Source organism: Micromonospora mirobrigensis, from assembly GCF_900091555.1.
Taxonomy (GTDB): domain Bacteria; phylum Actinomycetota; class Actinomycetes; order Mycobacteriales; family Micromonosporaceae; genus Micromonospora; species Micromonospora mirobrigensis.
Window position 1 is genome coordinate 43,614 of record NZ_FMCX01000005.1, and the last position, 16,254, is coordinate 59,867.

Here is a 16,254-nt window from a genome sequence, read left to right on the forward strand (position 1 = left end):
GTCAGTCCACCCGGGTCAGAAGCGGCTTGCCCTTCTCGACGACGTACGTGGCGAGTTCGACCGCGACGCCGGCACCGACGTTCTTCGCCTGGTGGTGCACGCCGTAGGGGACGGTGAGCGCGTCCCCGGCGTTGCACACCCTCGGCGGTTGGCCCTCGAGCGTGTACTCCAGGGATCCCTGTAGCACGCAGATGATCTCTTCACCGGGATGGAAGTGCTTGAACGGAGGTGAGTCCGGGGTGAACTCCACGCGGGTCTGGATGATCTCGCGTCCCGGAATGCTGATGTCCTGCCTCTGGAGATCGATGCGCCACAGCCCCGGCGCGCTCTCCGTCGCCGTCGGACTGATGCCCTCGGGTCGGTCCTGTCCACTCATCACGGCCTCCGACGAGCCGTCGTGCGGGACGGCAACCGCTCCGTTCGGTGCAACCACCAAAGGATAGGCGTCCCCGTCGGCCTCGACCCGAAATGCCGGACAGGGTGACCCGAAGGGGTGGTGGTGAAACGGGTCGGCACGCCGCCGGCGACCGGCCGGACGGCGTGCCGACCAGGGGTCGCGGGGCTAGACGGCCCGCGGCTTCGGCAGCGGGATGAACGTCCTGATCTTGCCGGAGACGCGACTGCGCTCGATCACGTCCACGGCCCGCACGGTGACCACCGGGTCGGCCATCCCCACCTCGCGCAGCGCCGCGACCAGGGCGTCGCGTACGTGGTCCAGGTCGTACTCGCTGCGCAGTTCGACGATCACGTCCGCGCCGGCGGGGGTCTGGCGGACCTGGTACTGCGCGATGTGCGAGTCCCACAACGGGGTCCAGAAGACGTACGGGTGGACCAGCACGTCGCCCGCGTACTCGAACAGGTCGTCGTGGCGGCCCCGCACCGGGGCGATGCGGCGGCCGGTCCACGGGCCGGGGTTGGGCGTGTCGAGGAACCTGACCTCGTCGGCGATCTCGTAGCGGATCAGCGGGAAGACCTTGTTGACCACGTTGGTGACGAGGAGCTTCGCGGAGAGCTCACCGGGCGGCACCGGCGCGCCGTGCGCGTCGACCGGCTCGTACACGACGGTGTCCTCGACCAGGTGCAGCGCCTCGTCGCCGGGGTAGGAGCAGGCCAGCATCCAGGTCTCGGAGGTGCCGTAGAAGTCGATCACCGGCGCGCCGAAGGCCGCCTCGATGGTCTCGCGCATGTGCGGATGGAGCGGCTCCGCGCCGACGAGCATGATTCGCGGCGCGATGGTGAGCCGACCGGCCTGCTTCTCGTACGCGAGCCGGTGCAGGATCGACGGGTAGGCCAGGATCTGGTCCGCGTCGAACTCGTTGAGCCGGGTCACGATCTCGGCCAGCGGCATCGTGACCGGCACCTTGCAGCTGTCCTTGGGCGGGTCGAAGGTGGCCCGGATGGCGTCCGAGGCGTGCGAGGCGTGCCCGGCCCCGACGAAGGCGCCCCGGCCCGGCAACGGCAGCGCCAGGTCGCGGGCCAGCCACGGATGCATCCGCCAGGCGGCCACGCCGACCTCCAGCCAGCCCTGCCAGTCCCACGGGAACAGCCCGGTGAGGCCGGACGACCCGCCGGTGGTGACGACGTGGTACTCGTCGAACAGGTAGGCGGGGCCCTCCGCCGACACCTTGTCGAGGTGGGCCTGCGCCACCTCCAGGTTCAGCCGGGGGTCGGTGACGATCTCGTCCCAGTTCTCCATCACGTCGGCCTTGGTCATCGGCGGGATGGCGTCGAGGTCGCCACCGGAGACGGTGTCGGGGTCGATGTGCTTGAGCCGCTTGGCGTGCCAGGGCGAGTTCAGCTTCGCGTGGCGGATCAGCTCGCGCAGCCGCTCGTCGCGCAGCCGGTGCAGCCGCTCCAGCGGCCAGGCCAGCTTCTCCGACTCCGCGGCGACCCGCGACAGCATCGCCTGAAGGTGGGGTTGCCGGGCCTCTTCGTAGGTGGGCGACATCGATGACCTCATCTCTGCGTGGACGGTGGGCCGGTGTGGTGGGGCGCCCCGGGAACGGTGGTGCGGGGCAGGAGCTGGACCAGTGCCGCGACGGTGAGTCCGAGACCGGTGAGGCAGAGCAGGCTGACCTGGACGGCCCGCGTCCCGGCCGGCTCGGTGGCGCCGTAGAAGACGATGCCGATCAGCGCGACGCCGACCGCGCTGCCGACCTGCACCGCGGTGTTCAGCACGCCGGACGCCGCCCCCGCGTGCCCGGCGCCGGTGCCGGCGAGGGTCATCGAGGTGAGCTGGGCCATGATCAGTCCCATCCCGACCCCGCAGACCAGCAGGGCCGGGGTGAGCAGCACGACGTGGCCGCCCGGACCCACCCCGCCCACGGTGACGGCCAGGACGATCCAGCCACCGGTGAGCGCGAGAGCGCCGAGGGCGACCGCCTGACGGCCCAGCGTGCGGGTGAGCACCGGCCCGGCCAGCGTGGCGGCGAAGAAACCCGCGCCGATCGCGGTGCAGATCAGGCCGGAGTGCAACGCGCTGAGCCCGTACCCCTGTTGCAGGCTCAGCGCCAGGACCAGCAGGAACGCGCCCATGCCGGCGTAGTACAGCAGGGTGGCGACGACGCCGACGGTGAACGCGCGCCCGCGGAAGAGCGCGGTGTCGACCAGCGGCTGGCCGCCGCGGGCGGTCAGCCGACGCTGGTGGGCGGCGAAGGCCGCCAGCAGCGGGACCGCGGCGGCCAGGCACAGCCACGACCAGAGCGGCCATCCCTGCCGGCGGCCCTCGACCAGCGGGAGCACCGCGGCGACCAGCCCCGAGGCGACCAGCACCGTGCCGACCAGGTCCAGCGACGTCCGGCCGCCGGCCCGCGATTCGGGCACCACCCGGGGCGCGGCGACCAGCACCGCGACGCCCACCGGCACGTTGATCAGGAAGCAGAGCCGCCAGCCCAGCCCACCCGCGTCGGCCTGGATCAGCAGCCCGCCGATGAGCTGCCCGAACACGGCGGCGAGCCCCTTGCCCAGCCCGGCGACGGCGAACGCGCGGGCGCGGTCGGCCCCGGTGTAGACGATGCCGAGGATCGCCAGCACCTGCGGCGCCATCAGGGCGGCGCCGAGGCCCTGCGCGATCCGGGCCGCCACCAGCGCGCCCGCCGTGGGTGCCAGCCCGCAGGCCGCCGAGGCGATGGTGAACAGGGCGACGCCCAGGGTGAACATCCGCCGCCGGCCGCGCATGTCGCCCAACCGACCCCAGGTGATCAGGCCGCTGGCGTACGCCAGGCCGTAGCCGGCGACGATGAACTGCACCGCCGCGGAGTTCGCCCGCAGGTCGGTCTGGATCGACGGGATGGCGACGTTCACGATGAAGAAGTCCAGCGTGATCATGAAGTCGCAGCAGAGGATGACCGCCAGGACGCCCCAGTGCCGCCAGAAGGTCTCCCGGTCGGTGGCCGCCACCGGTGCCGCTGCCTGCTGAACCACGGTGTCCTGCTTTCCAGCCCGGGGACGTGTTTCCGACAGTCAAGTGAAGTCCCCTGACCAGGGCCTGACACGACTCTGACGGCCGAGGTCAGGTGGCGGTCAGCCCTGGGTCGGCACGGCCGACGCGCAGAGCCTGCTGTTCCTGTCGCGAAACGCGAAGAACATCGGCGCGCAGACCGACATCAACGAGGCCGGGCAGGTCGCCTGGGTCCCGCTCGATGAGGCACGTGGGCTGGTGCACAACGGCGAGATCTTCGGCGCGGGCACGGTGATCGCGGTGCTGGAGCTGGTTGCCCGTGCGGCGCGCGGCGAGCTGTAGCGGTCACTCCAGCAGAGAATCGACTGCCTAGAGCTCGGTCTGGCGGCGCGGAGTGAGCCAGGCCAGCGGTTGTCCATCGAGGGCGGCGTCGGCGAGCCGGTGTGCGCTGGCCGTCTTCAGCGCCGCCCGCGAGCTGTCGATCCAGCGCTGCACGTTGTCGACGCCCTGGTGGCGGTACTCGACCGCCTGGATGAGGCATTCCAGCTTGTCGGCGTCCCGGGCGACGACAGCTTCCAGCGTCTCGCCGGCTTCGTACTCGGCCACCGCGCCGGTGATGGCGTCCGCGACGGCGGGTGGGCAGTCGGCCACCTGGTCGGCGGTGACTGCGGTGTTGGGTACGGCGGTCAGGTAGCGCTTGGCGATGTGGGGGATGTCGGTGATCCGCGTCTCCTGGGTGTCGTGCAGAACGCACAGCATCGACACCCGGGCCGGGTTGGCGCCCTCCATGGCGGCGAGCATCATTCCGATGAGCGCGGTGCGGAACGAGTGTTCGGCGATGGACTCGGGGTGCTTCACACCGGCGAACCACCAGCCGGTGCGGGCGGCGCGCTTCAGGACACCAGCCTCGAAGATGAAGGTCATGGCTCCGGCGGCGTCGTGGTCCTCGGTCATCTGCCCGTCCCTGTGCCGGTGAATCCGTCCGCCCGCAGGCTGTAGAGGATAGAGGTTAGTTCCTGCCGCGACTGTGCGGAGATCCGGTCGCTGTCCAGGAGTGGGATGGTGCGGTCAAGGAGTGCTCGGCCCTGGTGGGGTTGTCCAGAACGAGGCTACGGCGCGCCGCTAGCAGGGCCCAGATGTTGTGGATGTTGAGGTCGACGAAGGGGTGGCCCGGGTCCAGCCGTCCGACGAGGTGCCGAAGAAGGACCGAACCATGCCAGTCGGTGAGCGGTCCGGGCATGAAGGAGTCGTCGCGCTGGCGGTACGGGATCTCGCCCACCCAGTACGCCGAGTAGTTCAGGGCTGCTCGTTCACAGGCGTCATCGGGATGCGCGTGGGCGATGAAGCTACGTAGCGGATCCGGGTCGCCCTGGTTCGCGAGGGACGTTACAACGGAGCGGGCGTCCGGCCATAGCGGTGACCAGGTGTGAAAGGCGGTGGTTCGGCGGGCGCGGGCGGTGGTCTGGGTGAGCCACCCGGCAGCCGTCCTGGTCGGGTCCATGCCAGCGAGGAAGCAGGCTTGCCGGTGCAGGAGCACATCCTGGTTGGGCCCGGAGGCTGCCCGATCGGCGAGCACTTGAAGGTGGGCGAAGAATGCGCGTTGCTGGTCAACGGGCAGAGTCGGCCCGGGAGCTACCGGGCCCCGCCGCGAATGGACGAGGGCAAGCCCCCGAGCGAAGGTCGGTGTCTGCCCCAGCACTGCCCACAGAATCAGGTCGGTCAGGCGATGCGTGAGGACGGACCAGCCGAGCGGCTGCATGGCGATATCGGAGCGGGCCGTTTGGTCGTCGAGGACGGCAGCGAGGATGAAGTCAGCTTCGGCGGCGTCGGCGAGTGCCGCCAGCAGGACGGGGTTCGCCCCGAGCCGTCCGAGTCTGTGCCGGAAGGCGAGCGCTTGTCCGAGCGGCACTGCCGTGAATGGCCGACGTCCTGACTCCCAACTCTGCACAGTTGCCCGGTCGACGTCCAGGTCGGCGGCGAGCTGCTCCTGAGTCAGCGGGATGGACTCTCGAATCAGCTTGATCAGGTAGCCGGTCACCGCACCGCGCTGCGGTGCCGCTCGTCCGCGAGCTGCCATCCGAATCCCCCACGCTGACCGATGGTCGATGTTTCCGCCGTGGAACTCATGCTGCTGACGTGCTTGCGGTCTGCCCACTCGTACTCCGGGTGAGTCCAACCGTCGTCGTCGTGATCGTAGCGTCGTGGTTACCGAACGTTCCAACGCCGGCCCGTGGTTCGGGTCCGGCCACGACTTGGTGCCCGCCGGAGGAAATGTGTGATGCGAGAGAGGACGCCACCGTGGCGACGAGTGTCGTACGACCAGTACCTGATCGCCGTCGCAATGACGTTGGCACGGCGACACCGACCGGTGTGGTCGTGGCGGCGGTGGCGCTGGGTCTGCCGCTGCGGCGTCGACCTGCCGTGCCGCAACCGTCACCGCATCCCGATCGGCTCCGCGCACTGGCCGGAGCAGGAGCGGTGACCGGCCAGGAGTGGCGCATACTCGGCGTACACCTGCGGGGTGTCGATGGGATGTGCACCGGCTGCCGAGCCTGGTTGGGGGCGGCTCACGCCGTACCCGTGCTGGCAGGTGGAGTGGGCGACCAGCCGGCGGGCGCGGCACCTGACGGTGACCGTCCTCGGGGGCCGGCGGTGACCACGCACGGGCCGGTGCTGCCGCTGTGGAGCTGCGGCGGGTGCGGCGCGCCGTGGCCGTGCGGGACGCGGCGGCGGGAGTTGCGGGCGGAGTTCGTGGGCGCCCGGGTGTCGCTGGCGTTGTACATGGGGGCGCAGTTGGTGCGGGCGTCGGCGGATCTGCACTGGGTGCCGGGTGGGGTGCTGCATCGGCGGTTCCTGGGCTGGCTGCGGTGAGCATCCTGCGGGCTGGGGATGAGAAGTTCCACTACAGCGACGGCTCGCACCGGTGGATCCCGCCCGACCCGGACTACGACCAGGAGGTCTGGGACGAGCAGGTCCGCCAGCACAAGCAGGGTCATCTCAGGAACGAGCGGCCCAAGGTAAGCATCCGGCGCCTCGTCTGATTCGGGCGGTGAAGCGGCCGGGCTACGCAGTCCTGCGTAGGGACATGGCCGCTTGCGGTGGGATGTCGTGTCGCCGCCGACGGGCGAGAGTCGGTCACCGTGCAGTTCGCGATTCCACCGTCCCTGAGGGAGACCGTGTCATGGCCACCGACAGCTCATCCATCCCGGCGCGGATCGCGCTCGCGCTCGGCCTCGTCGTGGCAGCCCTCGGCGTCCTGGTCCAGTTCCTGGTCGGGGTGCCGGGTTTTCCCGCCATTCCACCCGGCCCGATCATCCTGGGCGTGGCAGCGATCGTCGTGCTGGCCCTGCCCCGGCGACGTTGGCCGCTGGTGGTCGGCCTGGTCGCGGCCGTCTTCGTCACCGGCGGTGGCCTGATCGAGGGTTCCGTCTGGGGTCGCCTGGCCGATCCGGCGACGTTCGACGTGTGGAGCGGGGCGGTGCTGCAGTGGAGTGGACTGCTGGTCGCACTGATCAGCGGCGCGCTGGCGGTCCGGCTGGCCTACCGCCGCCCGGGAGCCGTGCGCTGAAGCATCGCACCGGTGCGCTCGATGCGCCGAGGCCACCACGAGGGCCGGGTGCCGGATGATTCGAAGAAGTTACGTCTTGACGAAGCCCATGTTATCGACCACATTCGATGGTGAGGACGGAGCGGGGCTCACCGGGCAGGTCCTGCCTCCTCGAGAGTTGGCGCGCACCCGTAGTGCGCATATTCATGTTAGCGCTAACAGTCTCGACGTCAGACCGTCGGGACGATGGCCATCGAGGAGGATCATGTTCACTTTCGGAAGGACTGTGCCCAACGCCCCGCCCCAGCGGCGCGGATGGTTGCGGCGTGGCATCGCGGCCGGCGTGGCGGCGGTGCTGGCCGGCGTCGGCGCCACGGCGGTGATGTCGACTCCCGCCTCCGCGGCTACGGTCGACACGACCGCCTGGTACGTGCTGGTCAACCGCAACAGCGGCAAGGCCCTGGACGTCTACAACCTCGCCACGAACGACGGCGCGCGGATCGTGCAGTGGACCCGCAACAACGGCAACCAGCAGCAGTGGCAGTTCGTGGACTCGGGCGGCGGCTACTACCGGCTGCGGTCCCGGCTCTCCGGCAAGGTGCTGGACGTCTACAACTTCTCCACCGCCAACGGCGGCAACATCGTCCAGTGGTCCGACCTCAACGGGGTCAACCAGCAGTTCCGGCTGGCCGACTCCGACAGCGGCTACCTCCGGCTGGTCAACCGGAACAGCAACAAGGTGGTGGAGGTGCAGGGAGCCTCGACCGCCGACGGCGGCAGCATCGTCCAGTACGACGACTGGAACGGCGCCAACCAGCAGTGGCAACTCGTCCGGGTCGACGGCGGCGGCACCCCCACCACACCGCCGCCGAGCGGTGGGTGCAGCCTCCCGTCGACGTACCGCTGGTCCTCGACCGGCCCGCTGGCGAACCCGAAGTCGGGGTGGGTGTCGCTGAAGGACTTCACCGTCGCCCCCTACAACGGCCGGAACCTGGTCTACGCGACCACCCACGACTTCGGCTCGTCCTGGGGCTCGATGAACTTCGGCCTGTTCACCAACTGGTCGGAGATGGCCACGGCCAGCCAGAACGGGATGTCACAGGGCACGGTCGCACCCACGCTGTTCTACTTCGCCCCGCGCAACATCTGGGTCCTGTCCTACCAGTGGGGCCCGTCCGCGTTCTCCTACCGCACGTCCACCGACCCGACAAACGCCAACGGATGGTCGGCGGCGCAGCCGCTGTTCACCGGCAGCATCTCCGGCTCCGGCACCGGCCCGATCGACCAGACGCTGATCGCCGACGACACGACGATGTACCTCTTCTTCGCCGGCGACAACGGCAAGATCTACCGGGCCAGCATGCCGATCGGCAACTTCCCCGGCAGCTTCGGTTCCAACTACACCACCGTCATGAGCGACAGCACGAACAACCTGTTCGAGGCGGTCCAGGTCTACAAGCTCCAGGGCCAGACCCGGTATCTGATGCTCGTCGAGGCGATCGGCGCGCAGGGCCGCTACTTCCGCTCCTTCACCGCCACCAGCCTTGGTGGCACGTGGACCCCGCAGGCGGCCACCGAGAGCAACCCGTTCGCCGGCAAGGCCAACAGCGGCGCCACCTGGACCAACGACATCAGCCACGGTGAGCTGATCCGCGCCAGCGCCGACCAGACCTTCACCGTCGACCCGTGCAACCTCCAACTGCTCTACCAGGGCCGGGCCACGAACTCCGGCGGCGACTACGGCCTCCTGCCGTACCGGCCGGGCCTGCTGACCCTCCAGCGCTGACCGCTGCCGCACCCGGCCGCAGGGCCGGTCTCCCCGGATCGGAGGCCGGCCCCCGAGCCGCCCGCCGGCCCCTCCCGCCCACCACCGTACGACCAGTCGAGAGGAAACGATCATGCGGAGAACGGCAAGGTGGTTCGCGGCGTGCGCCGCGCTGGCCGTCATCGTCACCGGTGTGGTGGCCCCGGCCGGACCGGCCGACGCCGAATCCAACGGCGGGGTACGGGTGATGCCCCTCGGTGACTCCATCACCGAGGGCACCCAGGTGCCGGGCGGCTACCGCATCGGCCTCTGGCAGCGCCTGGCCAACGGCCGCTACACCACCGACTTCGTGGGCTCCCAGTACAACGGTCCCGGAAGCCTCGGCGACCACGACCACGAGGGCCACCCCGGCTGGCGCATCGACCAGATCGACGCCAACATCGTCGGCTGGCTGAACAGCTACCAACCACACACCCTGCTGCTGCACATCGGCACCAACGACATCCTCCAGAACTACAACGTCTCCACCGCACCGAACCGGCTCTCCACCCTGATCGACCGGATCACGAGCACCGCCCCCGCCGCGGAGGTGTTCGTCGCGCAGCTGACCCCGCTGGCCAACAGCGGTCAGGAGGCCGCGGTGCGCACCTTCAACGCCGCCGTCCCGGGCATCGTGCAGGCCAAGGCGAACGCCGGCCGGCACGTCCACCTGGTCGACATGCACAGCGCCGTGCCGACCGCCGACCTGATCGACGGCATCCACCCCACCGCCACCGGCTACGACCGGATGGCCGCCGCCTGGTACGCCGCCCTGCAGGCCGTCCCCGGCAGCATCGGCGTCCCAGGCGGCACGGGCGGCACCGCCACCCAGGTCGTCGGCGTGCAGTCCGGCCGGTGCCTGGACGTGCCGGGCGGCAGCACCACCAACGGCACCCAGGTGCAGCTCTACGACTGCTGGGGCGGCGCCATGCAGCGCTGGACGTACACCGCGGGAAGGCAGTTGCAGGTGTACGGCAGCAAGTGCCTGGACGCCGCCGGCACCGCCAACGGCACCCGCGTGGTCATCTGGGACTGCACCGGCGGGGCGAACCAGCAGTGGAACCTCAACGCGAACGGGACCATCAGCGGCGCACAGTCCGGGCGCTGCCTGGACGCCGCCAACTGGGGCACCGCCAACGGCACGAAGATCACCCTCTGGGACTGCCACGGCGGCGCCAACCAGCAGTGGAGCCTGCGCAACTGACCTCCGCCCGAGCCCGCGCAACCGACCAGGAGCCCCGGAGGCCGACATGACGCTGCCCGGCGGACCCCGCATCCGGCGGGAACCCGCTTCGAGGTCGGGCCGGCCGACATGCCGGTCAGGTGAAGTAGAGCAACCGGCAGGCCGGCAGTCGCTCGGCCAACTCCCGCTCGAACCACGCGCGCAGTTCCCGCATGGCGGGCGCCGGGTAGACGTACTTCACCGCGCCGTACCTGCCGAACTTGCGGCTGCGGGACTGCTCGTCCATCTCCAGCCGAGTGCGCGGATACCAGCCGAGCAGCACGTCCCTGCTGCCCGGGGTGAAGCGGTGGGTGATCAGCTCGGCGGTCAGGTCGAGTCGGTCCACGCCCGCGACGGCCGCCCGCACCTCGTCGAGGAGCGCGCCGTAGTGCTCCTGCCAGTTCGGGACCGGCATGATCGGCGCGATGGTCAGCCCGACGGGATAGCCGTCGAGGGCCACCCGGCGCAGCGCGTCGAGTCGGTCCCGGCCGGTCGCGGTGCCGCCCTCGAAGCGGCCGCTGATCGGTGCCGCGTTGATGCTGAAGCGGATCCGGGTACGGCCGGCGTGCGGCAGCCCGACGAAACCGTCGACGTCGGCGAACTTGGTGGTCCAGCGCAGCTGCACCGGCGCGTTCCAGGTGCCGAAGTGCTCCACCGCCCGACGCCAACCACCGGTGAGGTGCTCCAGGGCCAGCGGGTCGGTGTAGCAGGACGCCTCGAACGTCGTACCCTCGTCGGCCCGGGCCGTACTGCGGCTCGTCACCGTTCCCCGGCCCACGTAGCCGGCGAGCCCGGCGAGGATGTCGTCGAGGTCGGCGTACACCCGGGTGACCGGTGGACCGGACAGCGAACCGGCGAGGTAGCAGTACTGGCAGTGCGCGGGGCAGCCCTCGGCGAGGTCCACCCGCCAGTCCGCGCTGGGCGCGATGGGCTGCAGCGTCCGCCGGGACGGCGGGCTGACGACGATCGCCATCGTCGACTTGGCCCGCGCGTACGTCTCCCGGTCGGTCTCGCCGCGGACCCCGGTCAGCCGGTTGGCCCGCAGTCGCTCGACCTCGATGCCGAGCCCTTCGACCCGGGTGACGATCTGTCGTCCGTGCGGATGGTCGAGTGCGGCCGGGGTGACGACGACCCGGCGCGGTGTCCACCGGCGTGCCGGGCGGGCGGCGGGTGCCAGCCCGGCCAGGTCCCGGATCGCCACCTGTTCGCTGCTGGCGTCGTGCGTCGCCGCGGGCACCCCGACCGCGAGCGGTGCGTCGACGTCGACGGCGTCCTGTTCCGGGCTCATCCGGGCCGGATACCCGTTGCCGCGGCGTCCGCACCTGCTCGGCTCCTTCCAGGCGCCGCGCGGGGAGCTGCTGTCCGGCTCCACCCTTCGGCCGGTACGGTGCCACCGCTCGGCGCGGTAGGTTTCCATCGAGAGACATCGAAGTCGCAGTGTCGATCGACGCCGGAGTTCCGGCAAGGGAGCCCATCGTGACAGGTCAGGTTCGTGCCCGCAGCAAAGTCGTCTGCGCGGCCGTCGCCGGCATCCTCGCCGCCGCGTCGCCGGTCGCCGTCACCGCTCCGACCTACGCGGCCGAGGCGAACATGTCCGCCAATGCGGTGGTCGTCTGGGACCGCAACGCGCAGACCGCGATCTGGGACGTCGCGGGTCAACAACCGCAGGTGCAGGCGCGCAGCTTCGCCATGGTGCACGGCGCCGTCTACGACGCGGTCAACGCCATCGCCGGCCGGCCGTACCAGCCGTACCTGGTCGCGCCGCACACCAACGGCCGGGAGTCGGTGGACGCGGCGGTCGGCACCGCGGCGTTCCAGGTGCTCAGCACCCTGTTCCCGACCCAGCGGGAGCGGCTGGAGACGCAGTACGAACAGTGGCTGACCATGATCCCCGACGGGGCCGCCAGACGGCGCGGCGTCTCCGTGGGCAGCCAGACCGCCGCCGCCATGATCGCCGCCCGACAGAACGACGGCGCGTTCGGCAACCCGTCCTGGCCGGTCGGCACCGAGCCGGGCCAGTGGCGGCCCACCCCGCCGACGAACGCGAACGACGGGGCGTGGGTGGCGGACCTCAGGCCGTTCCTCCTCCCCAGCGCCTCGATGTTCCGCTCGTCCGGCCCGCCGGCGCTCACCAGTGACCGGTACGCCCGGGACTACCTCGAGGTCAAGGCGATCGGCCGGGTCGACAGCAGCATCCGGACGGTCGACCAGACGCAGGCGGCGATCTGGTGGCACGACCGCCACCTTGGTGAATGGGAGATCAAGCGTCAGCTCGCGGAGAACCAGCGGCTGACCACCCTGCAGACGGCGCGGATGTTCGCCATGGTCGACCTCGCCGAGGCCGACGCCACGACCGCCTGCTACAACGAGAAGCGCGCCTGGATGTTCTGGCGGCCGATCACCGCGATCCGGCTGGGCGACACCGACGGCAACCCGGCCACCGACGCCGATCCCACCTGGACACCGCTGCTCGTCACGCCGCCGCACCCCGACTACACCTCCGGGCACACCTGCTTCACCGCGGCCAGCATGTCGGCACTCGGGTACTTCTTCGGCCGGGACGACATCCCGTTCAGCGCGTACAGCGAGGCGTCGGGCACCACCAGGTACTTCGGCGGCTTCTCACAGGCCGTCGCGGAGGTCATCGAGGCCCGGATCTGGGGCGGAATCCACACCCGCACGGCCGACGTCGAGGGCGCGAGGATCGGCGCGCAGGTCACCGCGTACATGGTCAGGAACTACTTCCGTCCTCGGCGCTGACCCGCGCAGCATCGCGTCCAGGCCGGGATCGGGCAGGAGCTCCCGGACCTCCTGGGCGCAGCGGCACCCGGCGGCGATCGTGGCGGCCCAGTTCAGCGCCTCCTCCCGCGAGGCCACGTCGACGACCACCAGGCCGCCGATCACCTCCTTGGTCTCCGGGTACGGACCGTCGGTGACCAGCCCGTCGGTGCCGACGACGCTGGCCTGCTGGCGTTCGAGCCCGCCGGCGAACACGAACACGCCGGCGTCCACGGCCTCCTGGACCGCCGCGCGCGCGGCCTTGGCCACGTCGGGCAGTTCCTCGGCCGGGATGTGGTCCATCGCGCCGCCGTCGAACGTGATCAGGTACCGCGTCATCGGCTGACTCCCTCGTCCGGGCGGTCTCCTGCGGCCGCCTCCCACCTGCGCTACGAACGACCCACCCGGAATCCGACACCGGGCCGGGAGATCTGCCACCGGAACATCGCCGGGCCGGCCTCAGCCCGCCGGGTCGAAGGTGGCGGCGGCGCGGCGCAGCCGGTCGTTGACCGCGCGCCCCACGCCCACCTCGGGGACCGGCTCGACCAGGATCTCGTCCACCCCGGCGGCGTCCAGCCGGTGCAGGCCGTCGAAGAGGCGCGCGGCCGCCTCGGTCAGGTCGCCGGCGGCGGAGAGCACCTCCACCGCCGCGTACTCGGCCGCCGGCCGCTCCCGGAAGGCCAGGAAGCCGCGCCGGACGCCGTCGCCGGGCGACGGCTGCGCGCCTGCGACCAACCGCAACGGGGTACGCGGGGCGTAGTGCGCCGCCAGCGTGCCCGGCGCGACGGGCTGGCCCGAGCTGCCCGGGCGGACGGTCACCGGGCCGCCGACCGCGTCCTCCAGTTCCTCGACCGGCAGCGCGCCGAGCCGCAGCACCACCGGCCGTGCACCGCGGGCGTCCACGATCGTGGACTCGATCCCGCAGCGGGTCGGGCCACCGTCGAGCACCACGTCCACGGCGGCGCCGAGGCCGCGTACGACGTGCTCGGCCCGGGTGGGGCTGAGCTGGCCGAACCGGTTGGCGCTCGGGGCGGCGACCGGCACCCCGGCCGCCGCGATCAGCGCCCGGGCGGCCTCGTTGTCCGGCACCCGGACCGCCATCGTCGCCAGCCCCGAGGTGACGATCGGCGGGATCGCCGCCGGCCGGTCCACGATCAGCGTCAGCGCGCCGGGCCAGAACCGGTCGGCCAGCGCGGCGACCGCCGGCGGCACGTCACCGACCAGCTTCGCCAGCTCCGCCGGGTCGGCGAGGTGGGTGATCAGCGGGTCGAAGCTGGGCCGGGCCTTCGCCTCGAAGATCCGGGCGGCCGCCCGCGCGTCCAGCGCGTTCGCGCCCAGGCCGTAGACGGTCTCGGTGGGGAAGGCCACCAGCCCACCGGTACGCAGGACGGCGGCGGCCTCGGCGATGCCGCTGTCGGCCGGCAGGACGCGTGGGGATCCGGTGCTCACGCCCCGACGCTAACGCCCCGCCCCGGGTGAGGACGAATCAGCCCTCGACCAGCGAGTCGAAGCGTTCCCCCTGCTCGATCCGGTCGATGAGGTCGAGTACGGCGCGACCTGGGTCGGCGCCGGCCCACCGGTACACCCGGCAGGCGGCTCTGGCGTACACCTGCTCGTCCGCGGTGGCGGCGGCCAGCCAGGCGTCGTGTGTCCGGGGCAGCGGCCCCGCCGAGGAATCGCGGCAGCGGTCCGGGGCGGTGGGCGGGTACAGGTACCGCGCGTCGCCGGAGACCAGGACGGCGAGTCCCTCGTCGAACCACTGCGGAATCTGGGCACGCCGGGAACCGAGGCGCACGTGCAGCTCCACGTGCGAGAGCTCGTGTGCGGCGATCACCGGGTCGATGCCCCGGGGTGAGAGCATCACCGCCCGGTTGAGCACCGCGACCCCCCGTTCGCCACCGCCGCCGATCCGTCGGTAACACTCCGGCGTCAGGCAGGCGAGCACGGCCGGGTCGCTCTCGCGCCCCTGGTAGAAGGCGTCGACGGTCTGCTTCGCCGCCCGGTACGTGGCGATCAGTCGTTGCCGGTCGCTGTCCGGCAGGTCCCGTTCGGCGTAGAGCCGGTCCTGCACCGGTGCCAGTCCGTAGCAGCGGGGGCAGGTGGCGGCGGCGGCCGACGGGAACGTCAACACCGCCACGAGGCCCGCGGCCAGTAGCAACCCGACCAGGCCCCCCGCCAGCCAGAGCCGGCGTCGGACCGTACGTGTGGTGGACGTCATGCGGGCCCCCGAACTGTCGGGTCCGGATCGCGATCGACGGGTCGCCGCACGATCACCGGACGAGAGGTCCAGTCTCGGGCGGGGCGTACGCCACGCGCGTCATCCTGAGGTCGCAGGCCGCCCGGTTCGGGTCGGCGCGGGTGGCCGTGACCCGACTAGTCTCCTCGGACCATGGAGCCGATCGTCGCGGGGTGGTGGCTGTGAGCCCGACGCAGCGTGTCCTGGATCCGGATCGGGTGCGCCGCTATCTGGCCGCCTCGTTGGGGCCGAGCGGCGCCGTGGCCGACTGCGGGCCGCTCACCGGCGGCGGGTTCGCCGCCGTGTGGTGGGTACGCCTCGACGACGGCCGGGAGGTGGTGCTCAAGGTCGGGCCGCCCCCGCAGGTGCCGGTGCTGCGCTACGAGCGGGACATGATCGGGGCCGAGGCGCGCTACCTGCGGCTGGTGGCCGCCCGGGCGCCCGGGGTGCCGGTGCCGGCGCTGCTGCACCACGGCCGGCACCCGGAGCTGGGCGACTGGCTGCTCACGGCGCGGCTGCCCGGTCGTACCCTGTGGGAGCTGACCCGGGCCGGCGCGGACGTCGGGCCGCTGCGCGCGGAGTTCGGCCGGGCGTTGGCCGCGCTGCACGCCGTCACCGGCGACCGGTACGGCTACGACGGCGGACGCGCCGCCGCCCCCACCTGGCGCGGGGCCTATCCGGCGATGGTGGACGACCTGCTCGCCGACGCGGCCGACTGGGCGGTGCCGCTGCCGGTGCCCGCCGCCCGGATCCGGGAGCTGGTCGCCCGGCACGCCGCCGTCCTCGACGCGGTACGCCGTCCGGCGCTGCTGCACTTCGACGGCTGGGCCGGCAACGTGCTGGCGGTCGACGGGCGCGACGGTGTTCCCCGGCTCAGCGGGCTGGTCGACGGCGAACGGCACCTGTGGGGCGACCCGCTGGTGGACCTGGTGTCACCGCTGCTGTTCCGCCGCGCCGAGGACGAGCCGGACGACCCGCTGGTACGGGCCTACCGGGCGGCGTCGCCGTTCCCGCTGGACGCCGTGGCGCGCCGCCGCCTCGGCCTCTACCGGCTCTACCTCTATCTGCTGATGACCGTGGAGATGCCCAGCCGGGGCATCACCGCCGCATCCGACCCGGGGCGGGTCGATCGGCTGGCCGGGCTGCTCGACGCGGAGCTGACGGACCTGGCGCGGACGCCACCGTTCAGGCGCCCGCTCCTGCCGGACGGAGGGTAGGCGCTCGACGTCCGGGCCGGCCGGCGGTCACCGGCCGGCCCGGACGGCAG

15 protein-coding genes and 3 pseudogenes are annotated in these 16,254 nt (G+C 71.8%); 9 read left to right on the forward strand and 9 right to left on the reverse strand.

Translation table 11 applies throughout. The annotated features are described in order from the left end of the window. Position 1 precedes the first annotated feature (1 nt). The 3 genes from GA0070564_RS17445 to GA0070564_RS17455 all read right to left on the reverse strand — a co-directional run bounded on the left by GA0070564_RS17445 (position 2) and on the right by GA0070564_RS17455 (position 3,423). Positions 2–376 carry a cupin domain-containing protein gene (locus tag GA0070564_RS17445; RefSeq protein WP_091610277.1) on the reverse strand — a complete coding sequence of 125 codons (375 nt, stop codon included), beginning with the start codon at positions 374–376 and terminating at the stop codon, positions 2–4. 186 nt (positions 377–562) lie between these two features. Beyond that, positions 563–1,948, reverse strand: a complete 1,386-nt coding sequence (locus GA0070564_RS17450) for a phenylacetate--CoA ligase family protein (protein WP_141714807.1) — start codon at positions 1,946–1,948, stop codon at positions 563–565. An 8-nt stretch (positions 1,949–1,956) separates the two neighbouring features. Continuing rightward, a complete protein-coding gene (locus tag GA0070564_RS17455; RefSeq protein ID WP_245670089.1) occupies positions 1,957–3,423 on the reverse strand; it encodes an MFS transporter in 1,467 nt (488 codons plus the stop codon). 100 nt (positions 3,424–3,523) lie between these two features. On the opposite strand from GA0070564_RS17455, the pseudogene GA0070564_RS29910 reads away from it, so the two are divergent. Next, positions 3,524–3,742, forward strand: a pseudogene (locus tag GA0070564_RS29910) (NUDIX hydrolase); the annotation flags it as partial. A 27-nt stretch (positions 3,743–3,769) separates the two neighbouring features. Here GA0070564_RS29910 and GA0070564_RS17465 read toward each other — a convergent pair. Beyond that, positions 3,770–4,354, reverse strand: a complete 585-nt coding sequence (locus tag GA0070564_RS17465) for an HD domain-containing protein (protein ID WP_091609745.1) — start codon at positions 4,352–4,354, stop codon at positions 3,770–3,772. Continuing rightward, positions 4,351–5,477: pseudogene (locus GA0070564_RS17470) on the reverse strand (helix-turn-helix domain-containing protein). Before GA0070564_RS17470 ends, GA0070564_RS17465 begins: the two are co-directional and overlap by 4 nt. Before the next feature lie 231 nt (positions 5,478–5,708). Here GA0070564_RS17470 and GA0070564_RS29370 point away from each other — a divergent pair. The 6 genes from GA0070564_RS29370 to GA0070564_RS17495 all read left to right on the forward strand — a co-directional run bounded on the left by GA0070564_RS29370 (position 5,709) and on the right by GA0070564_RS17495 (position 9,955). Beyond that, a complete protein-coding gene (locus GA0070564_RS29370; RefSeq protein WP_245670090.1) occupies positions 5,709–5,882 on the forward strand; it encodes a hypothetical protein in 174 nt (57 codons plus the stop codon). A 170-nt stretch (positions 5,883–6,052) separates the two neighbouring features. Beyond that, positions 6,053–6,271, forward strand: coding sequence for a hypothetical protein (locus tag GA0070564_RS17480; RefSeq protein WP_091609746.1), 219 nt, complete (start codon positions 6,053–6,055; stop codon positions 6,269–6,271). After that, entirely contained in the window at positions 6,268–6,441 is a 174-nt protein-coding gene (locus GA0070564_RS29375; protein WP_176730717.1) for a hypothetical protein, read from the forward strand. Before GA0070564_RS17480 ends, GA0070564_RS29375 begins: the two co-directional genes overlap by 4 nt. Before the next feature lie 140 nt (positions 6,442–6,581). Beyond that, positions 6,582–6,968 carry a hypothetical protein gene (locus tag GA0070564_RS17485; protein ID WP_218104954.1) on the forward strand — a complete coding sequence of 129 codons (387 nt, stop codon included), beginning with the start codon at positions 6,582–6,584 and terminating at the stop codon, positions 6,966–6,968. Positions 6,969–7,212: 244 nt separating this feature from the next. Next, positions 7,213–8,733, forward strand: coding sequence for a non-reducing end alpha-L-arabinofuranosidase family hydrolase (locus GA0070564_RS17490; protein ID WP_091609747.1), 1,521 nt, complete (start codon positions 7,213–7,215; stop codon positions 8,731–8,733). A 112-nt stretch (positions 8,734–8,845) separates the two neighbouring features. After that, a complete protein-coding gene (locus GA0070564_RS17495) occupies positions 8,846–9,955 on the forward strand; it encodes a ricin-type beta-trefoil lectin domain protein (RefSeq protein ID WP_091609748.1) in 1,110 nt (369 codons plus the stop codon). Between the two features lie 115 nt (positions 9,956–10,070). On the opposite strand, the gene GA0070564_RS17500 is transcribed toward GA0070564_RS17495, so the two are convergent. After that, positions 10,071–11,261 (reverse strand): spore photoproduct lyase family protein, encoded by a 1,191-nt coding sequence (locus GA0070564_RS17500; RefSeq protein WP_218104955.1) that lies wholly within the window; start codon positions 11,259–11,261, stop codon positions 10,071–10,073. 188 nt (positions 11,262–11,449) lie between these two features. On the opposite strand from GA0070564_RS17500, the gene GA0070564_RS29915 reads away from it, so the two are divergent. Continuing rightward, entirely contained in the window at positions 11,450–12,733 is a 1,284-nt protein-coding gene (locus GA0070564_RS29915; RefSeq protein WP_091609749.1) for a vanadium-dependent haloperoxidase, read from the forward strand. An 81-nt stretch (positions 12,734–12,814) separates the two neighbouring features. Here GA0070564_RS29915 and GA0070564_RS17510 read toward each other — a convergent pair. The 3 genes and pseudogenes from GA0070564_RS17510 to GA0070564_RS17520 form a co-directional block, all read right to left on the reverse strand. Then, positions 12,815–13,090: pseudogene (locus GA0070564_RS17510) on the reverse strand (YciI family protein); the annotation flags it as partial. 120 nt (positions 13,091–13,210) lie between these two features. Continuing rightward, positions 13,211–14,176 (reverse strand): L-threonylcarbamoyladenylate synthase, encoded by a 966-nt coding sequence (locus tag GA0070564_RS17515; RefSeq protein WP_091610287.1) that lies wholly within the window; start codon positions 14,174–14,176, stop codon positions 13,211–13,213. A 61-nt stretch (positions 14,177–14,237) separates the two neighbouring features. Beyond that, a complete protein-coding gene (locus tag GA0070564_RS17520; RefSeq protein WP_091609751.1) occupies positions 14,238–14,969 on the reverse strand; it encodes a hypothetical protein in 732 nt (243 codons plus the stop codon). Positions 14,970–15,169: 200 nt separating this feature from the next. On the opposite strand from GA0070564_RS17520, the gene GA0070564_RS17525 reads away from it, so the two are divergent. Then, positions 15,170–16,204, forward strand: coding sequence for a phosphotransferase family protein (locus tag GA0070564_RS17525; RefSeq protein ID WP_245670091.1), 1,035 nt, complete (start codon positions 15,170–15,172; stop codon positions 16,202–16,204). Positions 16,205–16,254 lie beyond the last annotated feature (50 nt).